Genomic DNA, 19,652 nt, shown 5'->3' with positions numbered 1-19,652 from the left:
AGCAATAATGCTAAGTTGATTATGGAGAATAAGCATATAACTTTGGGTGAGTTTATCATTGAAAATCAAAAACATTTTAAATACTCCTCTGGTGAACTTTCAAGATTATTAAATTCAATTAGATTGGCCGCCAAAGTGGTAAATCATGAAGTTGGAAAAGCTGGTTTGGTAGATATTATTGGGACGGTAGGAGAAACTAACATTCAAGGTGAAGATCAACAAAAATTAGATCTTTTTGCTAACAATGTTTTTAAAACAGCCTTAATTAACAGGGAAATAGTATGTGGTATTACTAGTGAAGAAGAGGAGGATTTTATTACAATTCAAGGTAAAACAAATTCACATAGAAATAAATATGTGGTATTAATTGATCCATTAGATGGGTCGTCTAATATTGATGTTAATGTAAGTGTAGGAACCATTTTTTCAATTTACAGAAGATCAACTCCTATGGGAATGCCGGTAAAAAAAGAAGATTTTTTACAAAAAGGAAATGAGCAAGTAGCAGCAGGGTATATAATTTATGGTACATCTACTATGTTGGTTTACACCACAGGACATGGAGTTAATGGCTTTACATTAAATCCTGCCATAGGGTCGTTTTATTTATCGCATGCCAATATGCGTTTTCCCGAAAATGGAAATACGTTTTCTATTAACAATGGTAATTACACCCATTTCCCTCAAGGAGTAAAAGATTATTTAAAATTTTGCCAAGCAGAAGAAGGAAACCGGCCCTATACTTATCGCTATGTAGGTTCGATGGTTTCAGATTTTCACAGAAATTTAATTAATGGCGGTATTTATATGTACCCTACAAGTTCTAAAAATCCAGAAGGAAAGTTGCGTTTATTATATGAGTGTAATCCTATGGCGTTTTTGACAGAACAAGCTGGTGGAAAAGCTAGTGATGGTTACATAAGAATTATGGATATAAAGCCGAGTACTCTACATCAAAGGTGTCCAATTTTTTGCGGCAGTAGACTTATGGTTGAGAAGGCAGAAACGTGTATGAAGAAATATTTGCTAGAGGAAACACCAACAGCTTAAACTTCAAAATTTGTGTATTTGTTTAAATTAGCATTTTTTATAATGCCTTCATTTTTATTGACTTGTAAATTATTTAATTTGTTGTTATTCAGATTATTGTGTGTTTGTTTTTTTCGTTATTGAAGACATATCACCTCTTATAAAAGCTATATTTCCCCGATTTTTTTTTCGTTCTTAGGTAATTTTGAATACCGATTTTTTTATTAGAAATTAATAAATTAAATGAGTTTATAAAATTACATGTAAAGATTTAGGAACGGTTTTTTTTTCAACTTTAAAAAAATAAATTTTATGGAAATATCAAATTTTGTTCAAATTGATGAGGATTCAAGAGAATCAAAATATCAACAAATTGTAAAATCAATAATTCATAATATTGCCATTGGAAATTTAGAAATGGATGAAAAAATTCCATCAATTAATAGTTTCAGTGAAGAGCTTTATGTCTCTAGAGACACCGTTGAAAAGGCGTATAATATTTTAAAGGAGCGTAATGTTATTTCATCAATTAGAGGTAAAGGATTTTATATAGCAAGAACCAAACTTATTTCTAAAATTAATATTTTGTTTCTTGTTAATAAATTGAGCTCTTATAAAATGAGAATTTATAACTCTTTCGTAAATGGTATGGGGGCTAATGCTCAAACCGATTTACATATTTATCATTGTGATGAAACGCTATTCTTAAATTTGTTAACCAAACATAAATCGTCTTATGATTATTATGTAATTATGCCTCATTTTAAAACAGAAAAGCTTCAGCATGTTAGTATGACTGAAACGGTATCTTTAGCTTTGAAAAAAATACCAGAGAATAAGCTTATTTTATTGGATAATGCATTGGAGAGTGACGAAAATCAGATTATTACGGTTTATCAAGATTTTGAGAATGATGTTTATACAGCTTTAAAGCTTGGGATTCAAAAATTATCCAAGTACAAGAGAGTAGTGCTTGTATATCCCAGAGAATCTGTTTATCCTTATCCAAGAAGAATTTGGCGTGGCATTGGAAAATTTTGTGGAGAATATCAATTTGATTTTGAAGTGTTGGATGAGATTTATGATGATATCATAATGAAAAAGGATGATTTATTTATAATCATTGAGGAGTCTGATTTAGTAAATTTTATAACACAGGCTAGAGAACAAGAATATGTGCTAGGAGAAGATGTTGGCGTTATTTCTTACAATGACACTCCTTTAAAGTCTCTTTTTGGAATTTCAGTTGTATCTACAGATTTTGATATTATGGGAGAAACAGCAGCTAAAATGATTTTAAACAAGGAGAGAGGGAGGTTTAAAGTACCTTTTAATTTTATTGATAGAGATTCAATTTAAATAATAAACACTAAGTGAATATATTTATGGCAATCAGTTTCGATCTTCATTATTTTATTGGCTTTGTTTTAATTTATATTTTTTTCTATAATATTGAATTAAAATTTTATTGAAATAAGCATGGTCTTGTTTTATAAATTTGGTTAAATGGCATACATAGAGTTACTTATATCAATATTACACATTAAGTTATTGTAATACAAAAGGCTCATAGGATTTTAAAACCTATGAGCCTTATTGTTTATCTAATATTTTTAGCTTTAAGCAAAAGCAAAAGCAAAAGCAAAAGCAAAAGCAAAAGCAAAAGCAAAAGCAAAAATGAATGTTATTGCTTTACAAAGCGAATAGTTTCTGTCGTATTGTTTTCAAACTTAGCTTTAAAAAGGTAAACACCTTTTGATAAGTTAGAAACATCAAATTCTTTTTGATTAGTAAATGTTTTGATTTCTTTACCTAACATACTATATATTTTTGCAGAAACTACGGCTTTAGATACACTAATACTCTTTGTTGCTGGGTTAGGATATAACTTAAAGTTAGATGCAGATACTATGCGATCAGTTGATAAAGTAGTACCTGATAGAATAGTGAAATAAGATTCCCATTCAAAATTAGTAGCGTCTGTATAATTAGTTACCCCAGTAGCAGTTGGCACAAATAATTGACCCCCAGAAATTGGAGCAGTAATACCACCAAAAGCAGTTGCATTTACGGTATTTGGAGCCGCATCTGCACCTAAGTATAAAGTTTTTAAAGCAGTACAATTAAGAAATGCATTAGGACTAAACGTTGTAATTGCAGTACCTGAGAAATCAACAGTTTCTAAACTTGTACAACCACTAAATGCACCTGTATATACTCTACTTGTTAGGGTATTGTTTTTAAGTGTAAAAGATGTTAAACTAGTACAATCTCTAAATAAATTCCTACCTGATTTACTAGCTGGAGTTCCTATACCACGTCCAAAATTAATGTTTGTTCCTGTTAAATCAATACTGGTAAGGCTGGTACAGCCCCAAAAAATAGCATCTTCAAATCTTAATAAAGAAACATCAACAGTAGAAGGAGCAAAAGTCACTGTAGTTAAATTAAGCAGTTCTCTAAACGCATTAACCCCTACAAGCTTTATACTTCCAGGTAACGAAATAGAAGTGATAATTTGGTCGTTGATCCCAGTATTATTATAAAAGGCACCACCTGCAATAACGGCAACGTTGTATTCTGTACTAGTAGCTGGGTCAGTTACTTTTTCTGGAATAACTAATGAGGCAGATTCCATTCCAGCAACAAAACCCTTGCAACTTACTTCGGTACCGTTCGTTTGAATAGAAAAGTTTAAATTTCCAGCAACAAAGTCTTGTGCAAAAGATTGTGTTACGCACATTACTAGTGCGGCAATGAATAGTAATTGTTTTTTCATAATAAATAGTTTTAGATTAATTGATAATTATTTTTTTTTCTTACTTGCTTTGATAATTTCTTTAGCTCGTTCATTACCAAAAGCTTTAACTAAAGCTCTATTGTATATTTTGGTTGCTTCTTGTCTTTTAGCTTTAAATTCTGGAGTCTCTTTATATTTTTGGTTAACTTGCTTTAAGTTAGATATGTGAACAAACTTAAATTCTTTGATTTTTTCGATCTCCTCTGTTGTTAATGTGATTTCTTTTTCTAAGTTTTGAACAAACCTAGCAGCACCTTTTCTTGATTGCTCATCATTTGGAGATTGTGCATTGACCATAATTGACATGCCAAATAAGAAATAAAGAGATAATAATACTTTTAAATATTTTTTCATAATAAAGAGTTTTGAATTAATATACTGTGTGTTATTAAGCAATAATACATTCAAAACCCCAAAATACCATCCTGTTGTTTCTGTGATAATAAAGATTATTTTGTTAGTATGTGTTTTAATTATAGTTGGTTGCGTAGGTTTTGTCGTGCTTGTTAGTTACATCAGTTTGGATAATTTTCTCTTTACAGGATACTTTGGTATTAATTTATACCTAAATTTAGCACAGTTGTTTAATTTTAAAATATCAATAAAAAATTGAAGAAATTTACTTTTCTCATTCCTTTCTTATTTCTGTATTCATCCATGTTTTCACAATGGCGGTTAAACCAGATAGCCGGCGAAGAAGGCTTATCTCATAACTCTGTAACAAGTATTATACAGGATAAAGGAGGGTATTTGTGGTTTGGCACTTTAAATGGAGTGAATAAATATGATGGTTACTCTATGAAACAATATCATTATGGTATTAATAATAAGGGGCTTAGTAGTAATGTAGTGTATAAGTTGTTTGAAGATAAAGCAGGTTATGTTTGGGTAGGAACAGGTGAGGGCTTGAACAGAATAAACCCAAATACAGATGAAGTTGATGTTTATTTTAAAGGAAGAGGAGAGCCTCGGTATGAAGGGAAAGTTAGTATTCAACAATCGAAATCTGGTATTTTCTTTATTAATGATTATAATGGAATAAAATTTTTTGAAATAGATGATCAAGGGAAATTAGAATATGAGTTTTTTTTAAGTAAATATGGAGGCTTAAACTTAAATATTCAAAATATAATTCCTTCTAAAAATGATAAATATTGGTTTTTTACACCAAATCAAAAAGTAAAGTTACATCAAGTTGATATAATTAGAGACGGTCAAACACCGCAATTAAGTATTGAATCTACCAATTATACAGATGCCTCATTTACTAAGGGGACTGTTGTGTTGGATATGTTGGAATATCCAAAGAATACCATTTGGATTATTAATAATAAACTTGAGCTATTAAAATTAAAAGTTGATGCAGATTTTAAGGTTACCGCATCCGAAAAAATAGAACTATATTCAACAATAAACTACGATGAATCGGAAGTTGTTCGGGGTGTAAGTATATGCAGTGATAACGAAGGCAGAATATGGATTGCGGGTAATAAATTACTTCTGAATTTTGATACCGAATCTGGAGTAATTAATGACCTATCTAGAAATAATCAATTAAAATCCTTGATAGGTAGTCAGGATATCCGAGACATCTTTATTGATAATTCTAATATAGTTTGGCTATGTACTTTAGATTTTGGGTTGTATAAAATGGATTTAGATAGCCACACGTTTTACAATTCTACCGAATATTTAAATTCTAATCAATCCTTGGAGTTGTTCAGATCGCCGATAGTATCTATGTGTGAAGATCTTAAAGAAAATATTTGGATAGGTACTAGAGACGGTATAATTAAAGCTTTTCATAAAAGCACTTTAAAGGATGAGACAGTAACTAAACCTAAAACCCCCATAATATATAGTTCTTCAATTAATAAAGAGAAAATAAATAAGCCATCTGCTTTGCCAGAAGTTAAGCGATTAATGAGTGATAAAGAAGGGGCTATTTGGGTGGGCGCCTTAAATGGTTTATTTAAGATTGAATTTGAAGAGCCATCTCAACAGTATAAAATTAAAGAAATAGAGGACATAAAAGACAACCTTGGTAATAAAATAAATAGTCGTGTTTTTGCAATAGAAGAAGATAGAAACGGGGCTATTTGGTTTGGGGCATGGGAAAATGGCTTGATGAAACTAGTTTTTAATAAAGCAAATAATGCCTATCAAACCGTGAACTATAGAATGTCGAGTAGAGATTCTACAAGTTTATCTAATAATAATATAACCGATATCGTAGAGGATAACCATGGAAATCTTTGGATAGGAACCATTAAGGGCCTTAATAAATTGAAACGTTCTAAATCGGGAAATGTAACTTTCGAGAAATTTTTTAATCATCCCTTAGATAATAATACTTTAAGTAGCGATCATATACTCGATATTCATCAAGCTAAAAACGGGGATCTTTATATTGGAACTTATGGCGGCGGTTTAAATCGCTTAAGTTATTCAAATACGGGCAAGGTCGAGTTTACTCGTTATAACGTGGAAAATGGTTTACCAAATGATGTGGTATCACAAATAAGAGAAGATTTTGAAGGAAATATATGGTTAATGCATATTAGGCAAATTTCAAAATTAAATCCTACTACCGGTGCTTTTATACATTTCGAAAGAAAAGATGGATTTAATGTAGACCAATTTATGGGAAATGCTATGGAGTTTACATCTTCTGGAACAATGCTTTGCGGGGGTGTTAATGGTTTTACATTTTTTCAGCCAAATAATTTAACGGTTAATACTAAAAAGCCACAGATAACGATTACCGATTTTAAACTTTTTAATGAATCTGTTCAGGTTAATCAAAAAGTTGATGGACAAATTCTATTGACGTCAGGTATAAATGATACCAAAAAAATAGCGTTACCTTATAATTTGAATTCTTTTGAATTTGTTTTTTCGAGTATGCATTTTTCTAGCCCCAAAAAAAATAGATATAAATTTATTTTGGAAGGGTTTGAAGATAAATCACAGGCTTCTGTAATTCGGGAACGTAAATTTGCATCTTATACAAACATACCTCCAGGTAATTATGTTTTTAAGGTTTACGGTTCAAATAGCTCGGGTGTTTGGAGTGATTCCCCTAAAGAAATTGCCATTACAATTGCTCCTCCATGGTATTTTACAAAATTAGCTATTATCACTTTTATAGGAGTTAGTATATTAATTATATATGTTGTTTTTAAGGTGCGTTTACATCAAGTGCAACTAAAAAATAAACTTAAATTAGATAGTGCGCTTTATGAAAAGTCTGAAGAAATAAACCAAATGAAACTTCGTTTTTTTACCAATATTTCTCACGAATTAAGAACACCATTAACTTTAATCATTGGGCCACTTGAGCAGATTATGAAAGGGAGTAATGATGTAGAATATTTGCAGCGTTTAAACGCTATAATGTATAAAAATTCAACACGTTTGTTACGCTTAATCAATCAATTGCTTGATTTTAGGAAAGCAGAATCTAGTAATATAAATTTAGTAGTAGAGCAGAGCGATTTGGTAAGCTTTTTGGAAGAAATACATCGTGCTTTTCAAGAAATAGCTAAAGAAAGACAAATAAAATTTACTTTTAAATCAAGCGAAAGTTTTATTGATGCATGGTTTGATAACGATAAAATTGAAAAGATAATATATAACCTATTATCCAATGCCTTTAAATTTACGGCCCCAAATAAAAGCATTGAGTTAATCTTAGAAACAGAAATTATTAATAATAGAATGGATGCTGTTATTAAGGTTGTGGATCAGGGTATAGGGATACCTCAAGAGGAACTATCAGGTATTTTCGAAAGGTTTTATCAAGTTAATAAGGAAAGTAATGCTATACAAGTTGGGTCTGGGTTAGGGCTAGCGTATACAAGAAGACTTACTGAAATTCATAAAGGAAAAATTAGTATCGATAGTGTTATTGAAAAAGGAACCACAGTGTCTGTTGCTTTTCCTATTTCTAAGGAGGATTATGAAGTAGATTCTATACTGGAATTGCAACCAAAACAATATGATTTTAGTTTTGTAAAGAATGAAGTTAAGGATTTTAAAGACATGCTTACAGAGTCGTCTAAGGTGATTAAAACGGTGAAACACGATAAACGAACTCAAACTATTTTGGTAGTAGAAGACAATAAGGATCTAAGGGAATATTTATTTGAATACTTTCAAAATTTCTATAAAGTATTAACCGCTTCAAATGGAGAAGAGGGATTAAAAATAGCTCTAGATTTGGCCCCCGATTTAATTATTTCAGACTTAATGATGCCTAAAATGACAGGCATAGAAATGTGTAAAAAAATTAAAAATAATTTAACAACTAGCCATATTCCAGTGATAATACTCACTGCTAAAGCGGGTATAGAAAACGAAAAAGAAGGCTTGGGAACAGGTGCAGATGAATTTGTTTTAAAACCATTTAATATGGAAGTATTAAGACTTCGTGTTAATAATATTTTAAGAACAAAACAACAATGGGCAGAAAAATTTAAAACAAAGTCTACGTCCTCTTCTTGGAAAGAATTATCCAGTAAATTAGATAAAGAGTTTTTAAAAAAATGTTTAAAAATAATTAAGAAAAATATTGACAATTCCGGTTATTCTTCAGAAAAATTTGCGTCAGATATGGGTATGAGTCGCTCTGCGCTTTTTAATAAAATTAAGTCAATTACTGGGGTGTCAACAACAGAGTTTATTAGAACTATTAGAATAAAGCGAGCAGCAAACCTTATTAAGTCTGGGCGCTATTCAATAACAGAAATCGTTTTTATGGTTGGTTTTTCAGATCCTAAATATTTTAGAACTTGTTTTAAAAAACAATTTAAAAAAACGCCTAGTGAATTTCTTAAATTTTTCAGGGATAAAAGCTAAATATAGATTTTAGAATGAATTTAGCAGAAAGGATATTGTTTTATATCTTACATCATTATAGTTTGGAAAGTAGTTCTTTAAATTAATGAATTAAGGAGGCTATGGTAAGGAAACTAATGGTATGATTAACAATTTTGCTATTATTTCGAGTAACTCTTGTAATTGATCTAATCAGATTAGGGATGTTTTATTATGAGTATGTTTCATCTTTTATTTTTTTAATGGTCTGTTTTTTTATTGATTTTGTATGGCTGTAACAGAATTTAGAGTTAGGATTTGGAGATAAAATTTAACATTGATTCAAAATTCACTTTAAAACAGCAATTTTCATCAATAACCATTCCAGCACATTCCCCTACATTCCGTAAAAACTTCATTTCGAGAAAAGCCCTTCATTAAAAAGTCTTGGCCATAATCCTCTCTTTTGACTTTTCATTACGTTTATCCTTTCCGCTCCGCTGGAAAGTAACACTTCATTTTCAAGTAAAAAGCGTGAATCAAGTCCGCTTAACAGGATAGACGTATTTGTCATTTTGTTCCACTTCCTATGATTTGGTATTTCACAAAGCATTTAGATTCACATCCTGAGACACAACTGCTATACCTTTTTTTGACAGCAAAATAACAACATTCAGTTTTGAACGACAGCATAACCAGGCTCACTTCGACTGCGCTCAGCGCAGGCTACTCTCGCACTTTTTATATGTCTTCACAAAGCTGAATATCGAAAAAACTAAGCAACAAAAAGAAGGTAACAGCGGTGGCTCTATGGGAAGTAAATCTAAAATGAATCTTATGAAATTTTACAAAATCAATAAAAAGGAAGCGAAACAAAAGTTAAATAAACAAAAGAAGGAAAACGCTCTGGATATAATAAGTAAATCAATAACAAAGCCTTTCTGAAGGGTTCAGATAGGTCAATATTAATCTTTAAATTTTTTAATTATGAGTACTCTAAAAAACAAAGTACAGTTAATTGGCAACGTAGGAAACGCGCCAGAAATCACTAACCTTGAAAGTGGAAAGAAAGTTGCTAAATTTTCAATGGCTACAAATGAATTTTATAAAGATTCAGAAGGAGAGAAGCAACAAGACACCCAGTGGCACAATATTGTAGCATGGGGAAAGATTGCCGAAATCGTTGGGAAATACGTTGGCAAAGGGAAAGAAGTAGCCTTAGAAGGGAAATTAACTTCCCGGGCTTATGAAACCGCAGCCGGAGAAAAAAGATACGTTACCGAAGTGGTCGTAGATGAAATTTTGCTTTTGGGAATTAAAGGCGATGACGCTACTGAGTAGTTAGAAATTAAAAGAGAGCGTTCCTGTGGAAAGTGGCGCTCTCTTTTTCATTATTAATCTTATTAAATAGAAATACAATGAATGATAAAGTTAAAAAAATAAAAGCCGATTTGCAACATTTTTGTGGTACAGAAATGTTCTTTAAAATCCCATTAATTGGAACTTGTTTTACCGATGGGTTACAATATTTAGCCAAAGAGGCAGAATGCTATTGGTTGATTACAGATGCTTCAGTGATAGCAAAAAGTTTATCAAAGCGAAGCTCTTTTATTACCATTGATTTTAAAAGACTTTCTGAAAAAGAACGGTTAGAAAAGCAATGTGAAGCTATCATTAATTATAGTGATGGGAATGATAAAATTTTTGAAACGCATAGATATAATGTAACCGATTTTCCTTTGGATGAATTGCGATTATTTTTTGTAGATAATACGCTAATGCTTCCGAGTGAATATTAAAAAAAGGGTTATGGAATATCTTTTGGAAGTAGAAACTCTAAGAGGTAGTATTCTTACAACTATGTTTAAAACTTTAAATCTAATTTAAAATCAGGGCCTTTAATTTTTTAAAGGTCTTTTTTTGTTCTGTTATTTTAGATTCTGCAATAAATTTCGAGGATTTCTAACGATACTTTTAAACTTGAGTTGAAACATTCTTAAAAAAAATAATTTCAATTCGTATTCGAGTAAAAGCCATTACATTTTTGGATGTAATGGTATTTTTTTTGTCCAGCGAAGCTGGACGAAAAGGAATAGCAAGAGGGTAACACGCTAGCGCGATGTTTCAATTTTTCGTTTTCATAATTCACTAGTGAAATCAGTAGTTTAGAGAGATTGAAGGTTTTAGTTAATAAAATTTCAGCATCAGTTTTTCTGAAAAAACCTTCGCAACCCAATAAAAACGACAAATTTTTTCAGAAAAAATGGATAAAGGATTTGAAAAAGAGCGATTTGAGAAGCTTGGAATTAAAGCTTCAGTAGCAGAGCGTTTTCGAGGGTTTTGTAAAAAGTTATCAAAATCTCAATCTATGACACTGCTTTTGATGCTTGATTTTTTTGAGGATAATGGTATTTCGCCAAATGAAACTTTAGGTCCAAATATGCAAACATTGGAGAGTGAAATTAAGAAACGAATTAACGCAGTAATAGCTATTATAAAAGACATTGAGAAAAATCACGATAAGCCTACAACGGCCATGTTGCAATCTTTGTTTATGGAGTTTGAACCTAAAGAAAAGAAACTCATTTTGGAAAAGGAAGTCAAAGAAAAGAAAGTACAGTTTGTAGAAAAACCAGATACTAATACTTAATTATAGAATTATGTATATCACAATCACGGCTCAAAAATTAGGTGGGAATTATTCACAAAGTTCTGCGGATTTTGCTGAGTATTTAGAGAAGGAGAATCAAGGTTTAGAGCAAGAAGACTTGGAGCTTTTTTTTAATCAATATGGAGATGAAATTGAAGCCAAAGATGTGGTCAAGGAAATCGATGGTAATACTGCAAAACTCAAAAAGAAAGAACCAAAATTTTATTCAATTACTGTTAGTCCTAGTAAATATGAATTAAGTAAACTGAAAAACAATTCCGAAGATTTAAAAAAATATACTAGAGCAATAATGCATGATTATGCCAGGTCTTTTAATAGAGAGATTAATGGTAAGCCGATAACCGTTGACAACATAAAATATTTTGCAAAAATTGAACATCAAAGAACATTTAAGGGCACAGATAAACAGGTAAAAGAAAACCAACCTTTTGCCACTAAAATACTTCAGCTAAAAAGTGATATTCGAAAAATAGAGAATAATCAATTGGATGGAAATATAATGAAAATGAAATCGCAAATAATCAAACTTGAAGCTGAAGCACCACACCAACAAAACGGAAAACGGATTGTTCAAGGGATGAAAAAATCGGGTAATCAAAGTCATATTCATATTATCGTGAGCAGAAAGGATGCATCAAATACTGTGAGTTTATCACCAGGATCAAAATATAAGGCTTCAGAAGTGATGATGAATGGAAAACTGGTAAAGCGAGGATTTGATAGAGATTCATTTTTTACAAAAGCAGAAAACACTTTTGATAAAACGTTTGGTTACAAACGCAACTATGCAGAATCTTATAAATCGAAGAAAGATTTTATTAAAAACCCAAAACAGTATTTCATTACATTATTAGGTTTGCCTGCAAGTGAAAAAGCAATTGCTTTTAATATACTTTCCAAATCTGGCTTTCCAATATTAAGTATTCCAACGAGTCAAACTCAGATGGCGTTAAAAACAATTAGAGCATTAAAACGAGGCGTCGATGTGGCAATCAAATCCGGTTCAATAGGTGTGTAATATGGAAATAAATGTATTAACTTTTACGATAACGGTTTTGATAGGAATCAGCCTTCTCTTTAGTTTGTTTTTTAAAATGATTAAGTATGCTTATATAGTAAATCTAATATTGACGTGTATTTGTTTGGGAGTTCTTTTTAAACAGCAGTTTATTTTATACAGTTGGACTTCAATAATCTTATATTTTGCATGTCCTTTATTCTTAATTAATACAGTGCTCTATGTTTTTCTTCATGAAGATGATAGTGGCTTAGATCCTAGAAATAAGTATCAAGTTCATTTCAAAATAAAGCATGGGGTTTTTAAGGTAAACAATGTTAAACGAGGTGTTTCAATAATTGGTTCTGCTGGTAGTGGAAAAACAGAAAGTGTTATTTATAATTTCCTCCTACATTTTAGTAATTATAGGTTTTCTGGAGTAATTCACGACTATAAGAATTTTGAACTTACAGAAATAGCATTCCCTTTATTTGAAAAGAATGAAATTGATTTTCGTGTGATTTCATTCGATAATATTTATGATCGCGTGAATCCTATTGCTCCAAGATATATGGTCAACGAAGAAAGCGTAAATGAGGTAGCAAGGGTGCTTATAGAAAACCTACTGGAGCATAAAGAATCAGGTAGTTCTGGTGCCGGTAAATTCTTTAATGATGCAGCTGAAGGTTTAATAGGGGGATTAATTTGGAAACTAAGAACTTCATATCCTAAATATTGCACATTACCACATCTTATCGCTATTTATCAAATTTTGGACACAGATAGTCTTATTGCTTTTTTAAGTACAAATACGACATCTAGAGCTATGGCAGATGCATTTATTAGTGGTAAAGATTCTGATAAGCAAACAGCAGGAGTAAAAAGTACATTGGCAAATGCGCTTAAAAAAATAAGTACACAAAGCATTTTTATGGTGCTTTCTGGAGATGATGTTTCGTTAGATGTAAATAGGCAAGAGCTACCATTAATAATTTCGGTGGTAAATAATCCAAAATATGAAACAGCTTATTCTCCAATAATTGCTACTATAATTCATACCATAACAAAACAAATGAGTGTTAGAAATTCCAATCATTCATTTTTAATGATAGAAGAAGCGCCTACTATTCGGTTGTTAAATATGCATCGTATTCCTGCAACTTTAAGAAGTTATGATATATCCACAATTTATGTGATGCAGGATAAAATTCAGAATGATATGATGTATGGAGATAAAGCCAGTCGAGCCATTTTAAGTAATTTGTCTTATCAATTTTTCGGAAAAGTGAACGATCCTGATACTGCAAAATATTATGAACGTTTCTTTGAAATAGTAAAAAGTGAAACCACAAGTGTTAATAGGGGGTATAACCTTAATTTTGATACACGTGTCACTACTGGAGAACGTGAAGTTGCAAAGATTAGAGCAGATGTTTTTTTTCGTTTAAAACAAGGTGAATTTGTTACGTTTGCCGATGGTAAGGATAAAAAAGTACAATTTAAGCTTCCCAAAATAGAAAAGCGATTACCAACAAAACAACAAGACTATTCTGAAGCTGACTTGCAAGCTAATTTTGATAGAGTTTATGAAGAAGTAAAGTCTATATTCAAAAATTAATATCAGTATCTTTATATCTTAATTAGATCATTTCAATTTCCATGACCGAAACCAATCGCATAGAATACAAACAAGAACTTACCGAAGGATTAGAAAAAGAAGTCATTGCTTTTCTAAACTATCGTGAAGGTGGCATTATCTATATAGGTATCGATAAAACAGGAAATACTTATGGTTTGGCAGATTCAGATAGCGACCAATTAAAGATAAAAGACCGGTTAAAGAATAATATTAAACCATCGGCATTAGGCTTATTTGATATTGTTAGTGAAGAACATGAGGGTAAGGATATCATAAAAATCATTGTGGCAAGTGGACCAGAAAAACCATATCATTTAAGAAAATATGGTATGAGTGAAAAGGGGTGCTTTATGCGAATTGGAACCGCTGCAGAACCAATGCCTCAAAAAATGATTGATATGCTATTTTCTAAACGTACTCGAAATTCCATAAGTAAAATTAGAGCAGCTATACAAGATTTATCTTTTAGCCAACTGAAAATATATTATGAAGAATCAGGCTATAAACTAGGTAGCGCATTTGCTAAAAATTTAGAACTTTTTACTGAAGATGGCACATATAATTATGCAGCTTATCTTTTGGCAGATAAGAATAGTACCTCTATTAAAGTTGCTAAATATTCTGGTACGAACAGGACAGATTTAATAGAAAGCAATGAGTATGGTAATGAATGTTTGGCAAAGGCAACTAAACAAGTCATAGATAAAATTGCTGTAGAAAACAGAATGACTACAAAAATTACTTCAAAGGAGCGAGAACAAAGCTATCTTTGGAACCCTATTGCATTGCGTGAAGCTATTATTAATGCGTTTGTACATAATGATTATACCAATGAAGTACCGCCCAAGTTTGAGATTTTTTCAGATAGAATTGAAATTACATCTGCTGGAGGTTTACCTGAAGGATTGAGTCGACAAGAATTTTTTGAAGGGTTTTCAGTCCCTCGTAATAAAGAACTGATGCGGATATTTAAAGACTTGGAGTTAGTAGAACAATTGGGTTCTGGTATTCCACGTATTTTAGATCACTATGGTAAAGAGAGTTTTAATTTTTCTGAAAACTTTCTTAGAATGACTTTTGTTATTAAAGAACTTACTGCTAAAGTTGATGATAAAGTAGACAATGAAGAAGTTGGTCTAATAGGTGGTCAAGAAGGTGGTCTAATAGGTGGTCAAATAGGTAGTGTAATTGATGAAGAAAGAAATAATGAAATAGATGCTTTAGAAGAATTAACTCTTAGACAAAAAGAAATTCTTAAAATGATAGCATCTGATAGTAGAATAAGTCGTTCTGGTATTGCTGAAGTTCTACATATTAACGAATCAGCTATTCAAAAACACCTTAATAATCTTAAAGAAAAAGGGTTTTTAGAACGTATCGGTGGAACTAGAGGTTATTGGGAAATAAAGTTGTGAAAACCATAAAAACTATTTAAAAAGGTGCTTTTTCTTTAGGATTTCTAACCGTAACTTTCCATACACCATCTTGCTTTACCAATTTAAAAATGCCTGGTGTTTTATCATAAGAGGTCGAGTATTTTACCCAAGCGACATTACCTTCAGTAACTTCATCGATCAGTTCAAAATTTGATTCTGAGCCTTTGGGTTTGGCAAACATTTTTTGAAGGTTGGAAAATGTGGCAAAACCTTCAGGTGTTGTATGCTTTTTAAGTGTGACTTCTTTGCCTTGATAAAAGCTTTCTGCAACGATTTCTGCTACCGAAGCAGGATCTGAATTCGTTGTTCCAGCACAAGAAATAAATAAGGCTACAAGTGAGTAAAAGGTTATTCTTTTCATAATGTTATTAATTTGGGTTATTGATATATTTATGTGATACTTTCATTTCAATATTTCGTTCGCCATCTTTCTCGTTTAATTCTATAATGACCCTTCTTTCATTAGATAACGAAAATTTAGGCATAACATATATAAGTCTTACCGTTTCATTTACCACAATTTTAGAAGGCAGATGATGTTTAAAAATAGGCTCTTTATACAAACGTTGTAAAGATTTTCGTTTCCCTTTTTGTCGCGTTTCAACGGAAAGGTTCAAGAAATTTAAATCATAGTCCAAAGTAGAATTATTTCTAATTTGAATAACGAAGTAGAGCTCTTCTTTATCAAAAACAATATTTTCAAGTCTCATGACAATACCATTATTTCGTCTTGTATGTCTTCCAAGATATTGTCTTCCATCAAGAAGATAAGAGCAGAATTTTTGATAATAATACGAGCTGTTATCAATACTTTTTTCAAAAATTTCAGGCTGAATCGAGTCTTTAAATTTCGGTTTTTCATTCCCAATACTACCTGTCATCGGGATAAAATAATTAAGTTTTGAAAGGTGCGCTTTATACCTTACAATATACGAAAAAATCGAACCATTTGTATTGATTACTAGTAGATTACTTTCTTTTCCTTGTTTGGCTTGCAGTAAACCGAAATATTGCTCTTTTTCTCGATTGTAAGTGAATACAAAATTTTCTGAACCTATTATGCCTTGACGTATAGGCTCAGGAAAAAAGAGCGCGACATTTTTGGTGTCGTTAGCATAAATGGTGTCAAGAATGTTTGTTGTTTGCGCATTCATAGAAGCGAAAACAATAATTAGAGTCAAAATGCTGATATACTTTTTCATAAGAGTGCGTTTTTAAATACCCATTATGGGTCATAATTTTGGTTTTAGAATAAGTTTATAATTGTTTAATACGGTAACCTTTACATTTCGATTACTACGTCTAAGTACCTTTGTGATGCCACCAACTTGCGGAACAGTTGGGATATTGATATCGCCAATAACATCGTCCAGAACTTCACTCGTCGCTTCAGCTCTAAAGTTGTTTTCTACATAAATACCTTCGCTACCATCTTGTAAATCGAAAGCTTTGAGTTTTGTGGGATGATGATTGATATTTTCAATTTCAATTAAAGCACGATTGGGTTGAAAGCTGATGAAACCAAATACAAGAGTGTTCTTGGGCATTAGTTTACTGTTGATTGTTGCAGCTTTGGTGAGTCGCATTCTCAATCTGGTATTTGCCTTTACAATTTGGTCGCCATCAACAACCACGTAAATGGTGGCATCTGTATTATCGATAATAGAAAGTTCATTGGGTTTTGGTGCAGCAGCAAAGAAGAGTTGATGTTCCAGACCTAATTCTTTAGCTTGAATTTTAAGTTCTCTAAGTATTTCTGAAGAATCAATTTCTATAGGTTGCTTCTTTTCGATTTTCTTCTGTCCGAAGTTTTGATATTTTTTATCAGAGTATTGAATTTTACCTGCATTATAGATACTATCTACAATACGTTTCTTTTCACGTTCTAGAAGATCAGGGTCGTAATAGCCTAAAGAATCAATTAATTTTTCATCATAGATGCTGGGTGCATTGTTCTCACGCACTTCCTTTAAATCATTAAGTGCGTCCAACTTAGAATCGTACTCTTTTTGATTTTCTTCTAAGTCCGGTATCAAGGTCTGTTCAAGGTTGTCATTCTCGCTTTCATCATCGCCCATTACCATCACGGAATAGGAAATCAGGAATATGAAAACAATAGCCAATACTGCTATAAATACGATTTTATTCTTTTCTACTTTCATCACTTAATTTTTTTAGAGTGTTTTCGAAATAATTTGTAATTAAGAGACCATGTGGATTGTTAGGAAAGTTACGGTCAACCATGATTAGGTTTCCGGTGGAAACCAATTCGTAAGTGTCTATTATTGTACCTCTGTTGATTTCAAAAATGGTCGTTGTGGTAAAACTATAAGAGCCATTATTCTCTGTTATCTGAGAATCGATGCTCAGCACTTTTTGAATTAAGGAATATTGCAATAACCGATTATAGACACCATCAGCTTTTTTCTGGCGATATAGGTTATCAATGGAACTATTGCCCAACCAAAGTGCTTTTTTCAGATTCTTTTCATAGTTGCTTGCATCGATATTATAGAAGTAATTATGAAACAGTTCTAAATGTGCCAAAACTTCTACTTTAAAATTTTCTTTTTGGCTGACAAGTTTCAACGGAATGATGCTACCATCTGTATTAATAGCAAATACACTATTCATCGCATTTTTATTCGTATTAAATGCCATCCAAACTGAAAAAGTACTAGATAGCAATGCGCAAACAACGACAGCCAAAACAATAAATCGATTCAGATTTAGTACGTTGTATATGTTTTTGTAAGGTGTTTTCATTGTGATTTGAATTAGCTTGTAAACAATCTGAGTGTAAAAGATGTAGCGCGTTTGTATAACTTGAATTTCAGGAATACGATAAAGCCTATCGAGCCTAATTGCACCACAGGTGCAAAAAAGCCCTGGCTAAAATCAGTACCAAACAAGTTGGTCCAGAAATTGGTGTTAATTTCAGTATAGATGGCGTTGACAAATACATTGACCAGAAAAAATGCTGGCACTAACATATAAACAGCTGCATAAAGTTTAAAAAATGTGTAGGCAAGTGATCGGAATTTTTCAAAAACAGCAAGACTTATAATCAATGGGAAAAACGCCTGCATAATGCCTAAAAGAAAGAAGCGTTCAGCTAAAAACAACGGATAGATAAACAGATCTAGAATCCATAAAAATAGACTCACTATGAAAGCAAGAATTTTGAATCCGTATAGAGGTGTTATCAAAGCTTCATAAAGTAATGCCATAGCAGCTTGCGCTGCTTCTATAAAATTCACCTCTTCTTCAATAGGAATATCCTGCATCTGTAAAGGCAATAAAGCTGGTGCGGTACCTCTATATTGTCCTTCAACTGCAACAAGAATACTGTCAAAAAAAACTAAAATCTGTGTTGAAAATATAACCAGGAGTACAACAGCAAAATTCTTTGCGAGTTCGCCAGGACTTAAACCCCAAGAATAACCATCTTTATCAGCAATCCCTTCATTGTATTTCTTCAGAATATTGACTAGAAAAAACAACACAGCAAGCGTTTTCATACCTGCAATGGTATATTGCGAAAAACTGCTGTTTTGTATGGTTTGAAATACTGTATCGATATATTCCAACCCAATTCCTAAAAGAATGGATGCGGTCATTTCTAATAGTTTGTTTCGCGATTATTAACTTTATCCTGCATTTTTCTGAAAGAAATAATGTCTCTGTATCGTTTTGTTTTTGTCTTAATACTTGAAACCATTTCTTTTGATTCAAATTCTTTTTCTTTTAGGACTTCTGCGCGTTCAGCGTCTGTCATTTTAAGATTATCGCTAGATAAGATTTCGCCCATAAATTCAACGGTGTCCAATGAATTCTGGACTATAGCATCGAACGATTCTGCAATTCTTGTAATTTCTTCAGGTTTTATATAAGGCGAGTTCAAAATGTCTTGCAAATCATTTTGCATAACCTGAATAAGACGTTGATTGTTTTGTGCAATATTCTCAACAGCTCTAAGTTGTTGTACCTCACTAGATACTTTTTCTATGGCTTCTTTTGCATCCTTTAGGAATTGTACAGACTTAATCATTTGAGCTGTCTGTTTACCAGATTCCACAAGTTGCTTTACCAAACTGATAAAATTGGTATTGTCATAAGTGGGCATGCCTTGGGCGTTAGAAACGCTAGGCAATAAAAGGGCAACACTAAAGATTATCCCGATTACTACTGTTTTAATTTTTGTTTTACTCACAGCAAATCTATTGCTGAAGTGTTCGTGATTTTTTTTTAAAAATTTCATT

At 31.8% G+C, this 19,652-nt stretch carries 17 protein-coding genes; 9 read left to right on the top strand and 8 right to left on the bottom strand.

All coding sequences use genetic code 11. The features are described 5' to 3' along the window. The first annotated feature begins 21 nt into the window (after nucleotides 1-21). Together fbp and BM246_RS01505 are read left to right on the top strand one after the other, a co-directional pair. Nucleotides 22-1,050, top strand: coding sequence for a class 1 fructose-bisphosphatase (fbp, locus tag BM246_RS01510; protein ID WP_074935487.1), 1,029 nt, complete (start codon nucleotides 22-24; stop codon nucleotides 1,048-1,050). Nucleotides 1,051-1,341: 291 nt separating this feature from the next. Further along, nucleotides 1,342-2,388, top strand: a complete 1,047-nt coding sequence (locus tag BM246_RS01505) for a GntR family transcriptional regulator (protein ID WP_074935486.1) — start codon at nucleotides 1,342-1,344, stop codon at nucleotides 2,386-2,388. A gap of 325 nt (nucleotides 2,389-2,713) precedes the next feature. Here the strand turns inward: BM246_RS01505 and BM246_RS01500 are convergent, their stop codons facing one another. Together BM246_RS01500 and BM246_RS01495 are read right to left on the bottom strand one after the other, a co-directional pair. Beyond that, a complete protein-coding gene (locus BM246_RS01500; RefSeq protein ID WP_074935485.1) occupies nucleotides 2,714-3,808 on the bottom strand; it encodes a leucine-rich repeat domain-containing protein in 1,095 nt (364 codons plus the stop codon). A gap of 27 nt (nucleotides 3,809-3,835) precedes the next feature. After that, the gene (locus tag BM246_RS01495) at nucleotides 3,836-4,183 is read right to left on the bottom strand and encodes a hypothetical protein (protein ID WP_074935484.1); all 348 of its coding nucleotides are present in this window, start codon (nucleotides 4,181-4,183) and stop codon (nucleotides 3,836-3,838) included. Nucleotides 4,184-4,438: 255 nt separating this feature from the next. On the opposite strand from BM246_RS01495, the gene BM246_RS01490 reads away from it, so the two are divergent. From BM246_RS01490 to BM246_RS01455, 7 genes are all read left to right on the top strand, one after another. After that, complete coding sequence (locus BM246_RS01490) at nucleotides 4,439-8,689, top strand: hybrid sensor histidine kinase/response regulator transcription factor (RefSeq protein ID WP_139221824.1); 4,251 nt, start codon at nucleotides 4,439-4,441, stop codon at nucleotides 8,687-8,689. 945 nt (nucleotides 8,690-9,634) lie between these two features. Next, nucleotides 9,635-9,988, top strand: coding sequence for a single-stranded DNA-binding protein (locus tag BM246_RS01480; RefSeq protein WP_074935481.1), 354 nt, complete (start codon nucleotides 9,635-9,637; stop codon nucleotides 9,986-9,988). A 77-nt stretch (nucleotides 9,989-10,065) separates the two neighbouring features. After that, on the top strand, nucleotides 10,066-10,446 hold the full coding sequence (locus BM246_RS01475; RefSeq protein WP_074935480.1) for a DUF6876 family protein: 381 nt from the start codon (nucleotides 10,066-10,068) through the stop codon (nucleotides 10,444-10,446). A 464-nt stretch (nucleotides 10,447-10,910) separates the two neighbouring features. After that, the gene (locus BM246_RS01470; RefSeq protein ID WP_074935479.1) at nucleotides 10,911-11,297 is read left to right on the top strand and encodes a BfmA/BtgA family mobilization protein; all 387 of its coding nucleotides are present in this window, start codon (nucleotides 10,911-10,913) and stop codon (nucleotides 11,295-11,297) included. A 10-nt stretch (nucleotides 11,298-11,307) separates the two neighbouring features. Beyond that, entirely contained in the window at nucleotides 11,308-12,336 is a 1,029-nt protein-coding gene (gene mobB / locus BM246_RS01465) for a MobB family relaxase (protein ID WP_074935478.1), read from the top strand. Between the two features lies 1 nt (nucleotide 12,337). Continuing rightward, nucleotides 12,338-13,933 (top strand): type IV secretory system conjugative DNA transfer family protein, encoded by a 1,596-nt coding sequence (locus tag BM246_RS01460; RefSeq protein ID WP_074935477.1) that lies wholly within the window; start codon nucleotides 12,338-12,340, stop codon nucleotides 13,931-13,933. Between the two features lie 41 nt (nucleotides 13,934-13,974). Beyond that, nucleotides 13,975-15,369 (top strand): RNA-binding domain-containing protein, encoded by a 1,395-nt coding sequence (locus tag BM246_RS01455; RefSeq protein WP_074935476.1) that lies wholly within the window; start codon nucleotides 13,975-13,977, stop codon nucleotides 15,367-15,369. Between the two features lie 16 nt (nucleotides 15,370-15,385). Here the strand turns inward: BM246_RS01455 and BM246_RS01450 are convergent, their stop codons facing one another. From BM246_RS01450 to BM246_RS01425, 6 genes are read right to left on the bottom strand one after another with little or no spacing between them, the layout of a single operon-like run. Continuing rightward, complete coding sequence (locus BM246_RS01450; RefSeq protein WP_074935475.1) at nucleotides 15,386-15,751, bottom strand: hypothetical protein; 366 nt, start codon at nucleotides 15,749-15,751, stop codon at nucleotides 15,386-15,388. 7 nt (nucleotides 15,752-15,758) lie between these two features. Further along, nucleotides 15,759-16,592, bottom strand: coding sequence for a DUF4138 domain-containing protein (locus tag BM246_RS01445; protein WP_042507053.1), 834 nt, complete (start codon nucleotides 16,590-16,592; stop codon nucleotides 15,759-15,761). A gap of 30 nt (nucleotides 16,593-16,622) precedes the next feature. Further along, nucleotides 16,623-17,552, bottom strand: coding sequence for a conjugative transposon protein TraM (gene traM / locus BM246_RS01440; protein WP_042507054.1), 930 nt, complete (start codon nucleotides 17,550-17,552; stop codon nucleotides 16,623-16,625). Then, a complete protein-coding gene (locus tag BM246_RS01435; protein ID WP_042500915.1) occupies nucleotides 17,533-18,156 on the bottom strand; it encodes a conjugal transfer protein TraK in 624 nt (207 codons plus the stop codon). Before BM246_RS01435 ends, traM begins: the two co-directional genes overlap by 20 nt. 11 nt (nucleotides 18,157-18,167) lie before the next feature. Then, the gene (locus tag BM246_RS01430) at nucleotides 18,168-19,010 is read right to left on the bottom strand and encodes a hypothetical protein (protein WP_074935474.1); all 843 of its coding nucleotides are present in this window, start codon (nucleotides 19,008-19,010) and stop codon (nucleotides 18,168-18,170) included. A gap of 2 nt (nucleotides 19,011-19,012) precedes the next feature. Continuing rightward, entirely contained in the window at nucleotides 19,013-19,651 is a 639-nt protein-coding gene (locus BM246_RS01425; protein WP_042507056.1) for a hypothetical protein, read from the bottom strand. Nucleotide 19,652: the final 1 nt, after the last annotated feature.

This window comes from Algibacter lectus, assembly GCF_900112395.1.
Lineage (GTDB): Bacteria > Bacteroidota > Bacteroidia > Flavobacteriales > Flavobacteriaceae > Algibacter > Algibacter lectus.
The sequence above is the reverse complement of the archived record's forward strand: the minus strand, read 5'-3'. Positions and strand labels throughout refer to the sequence as shown.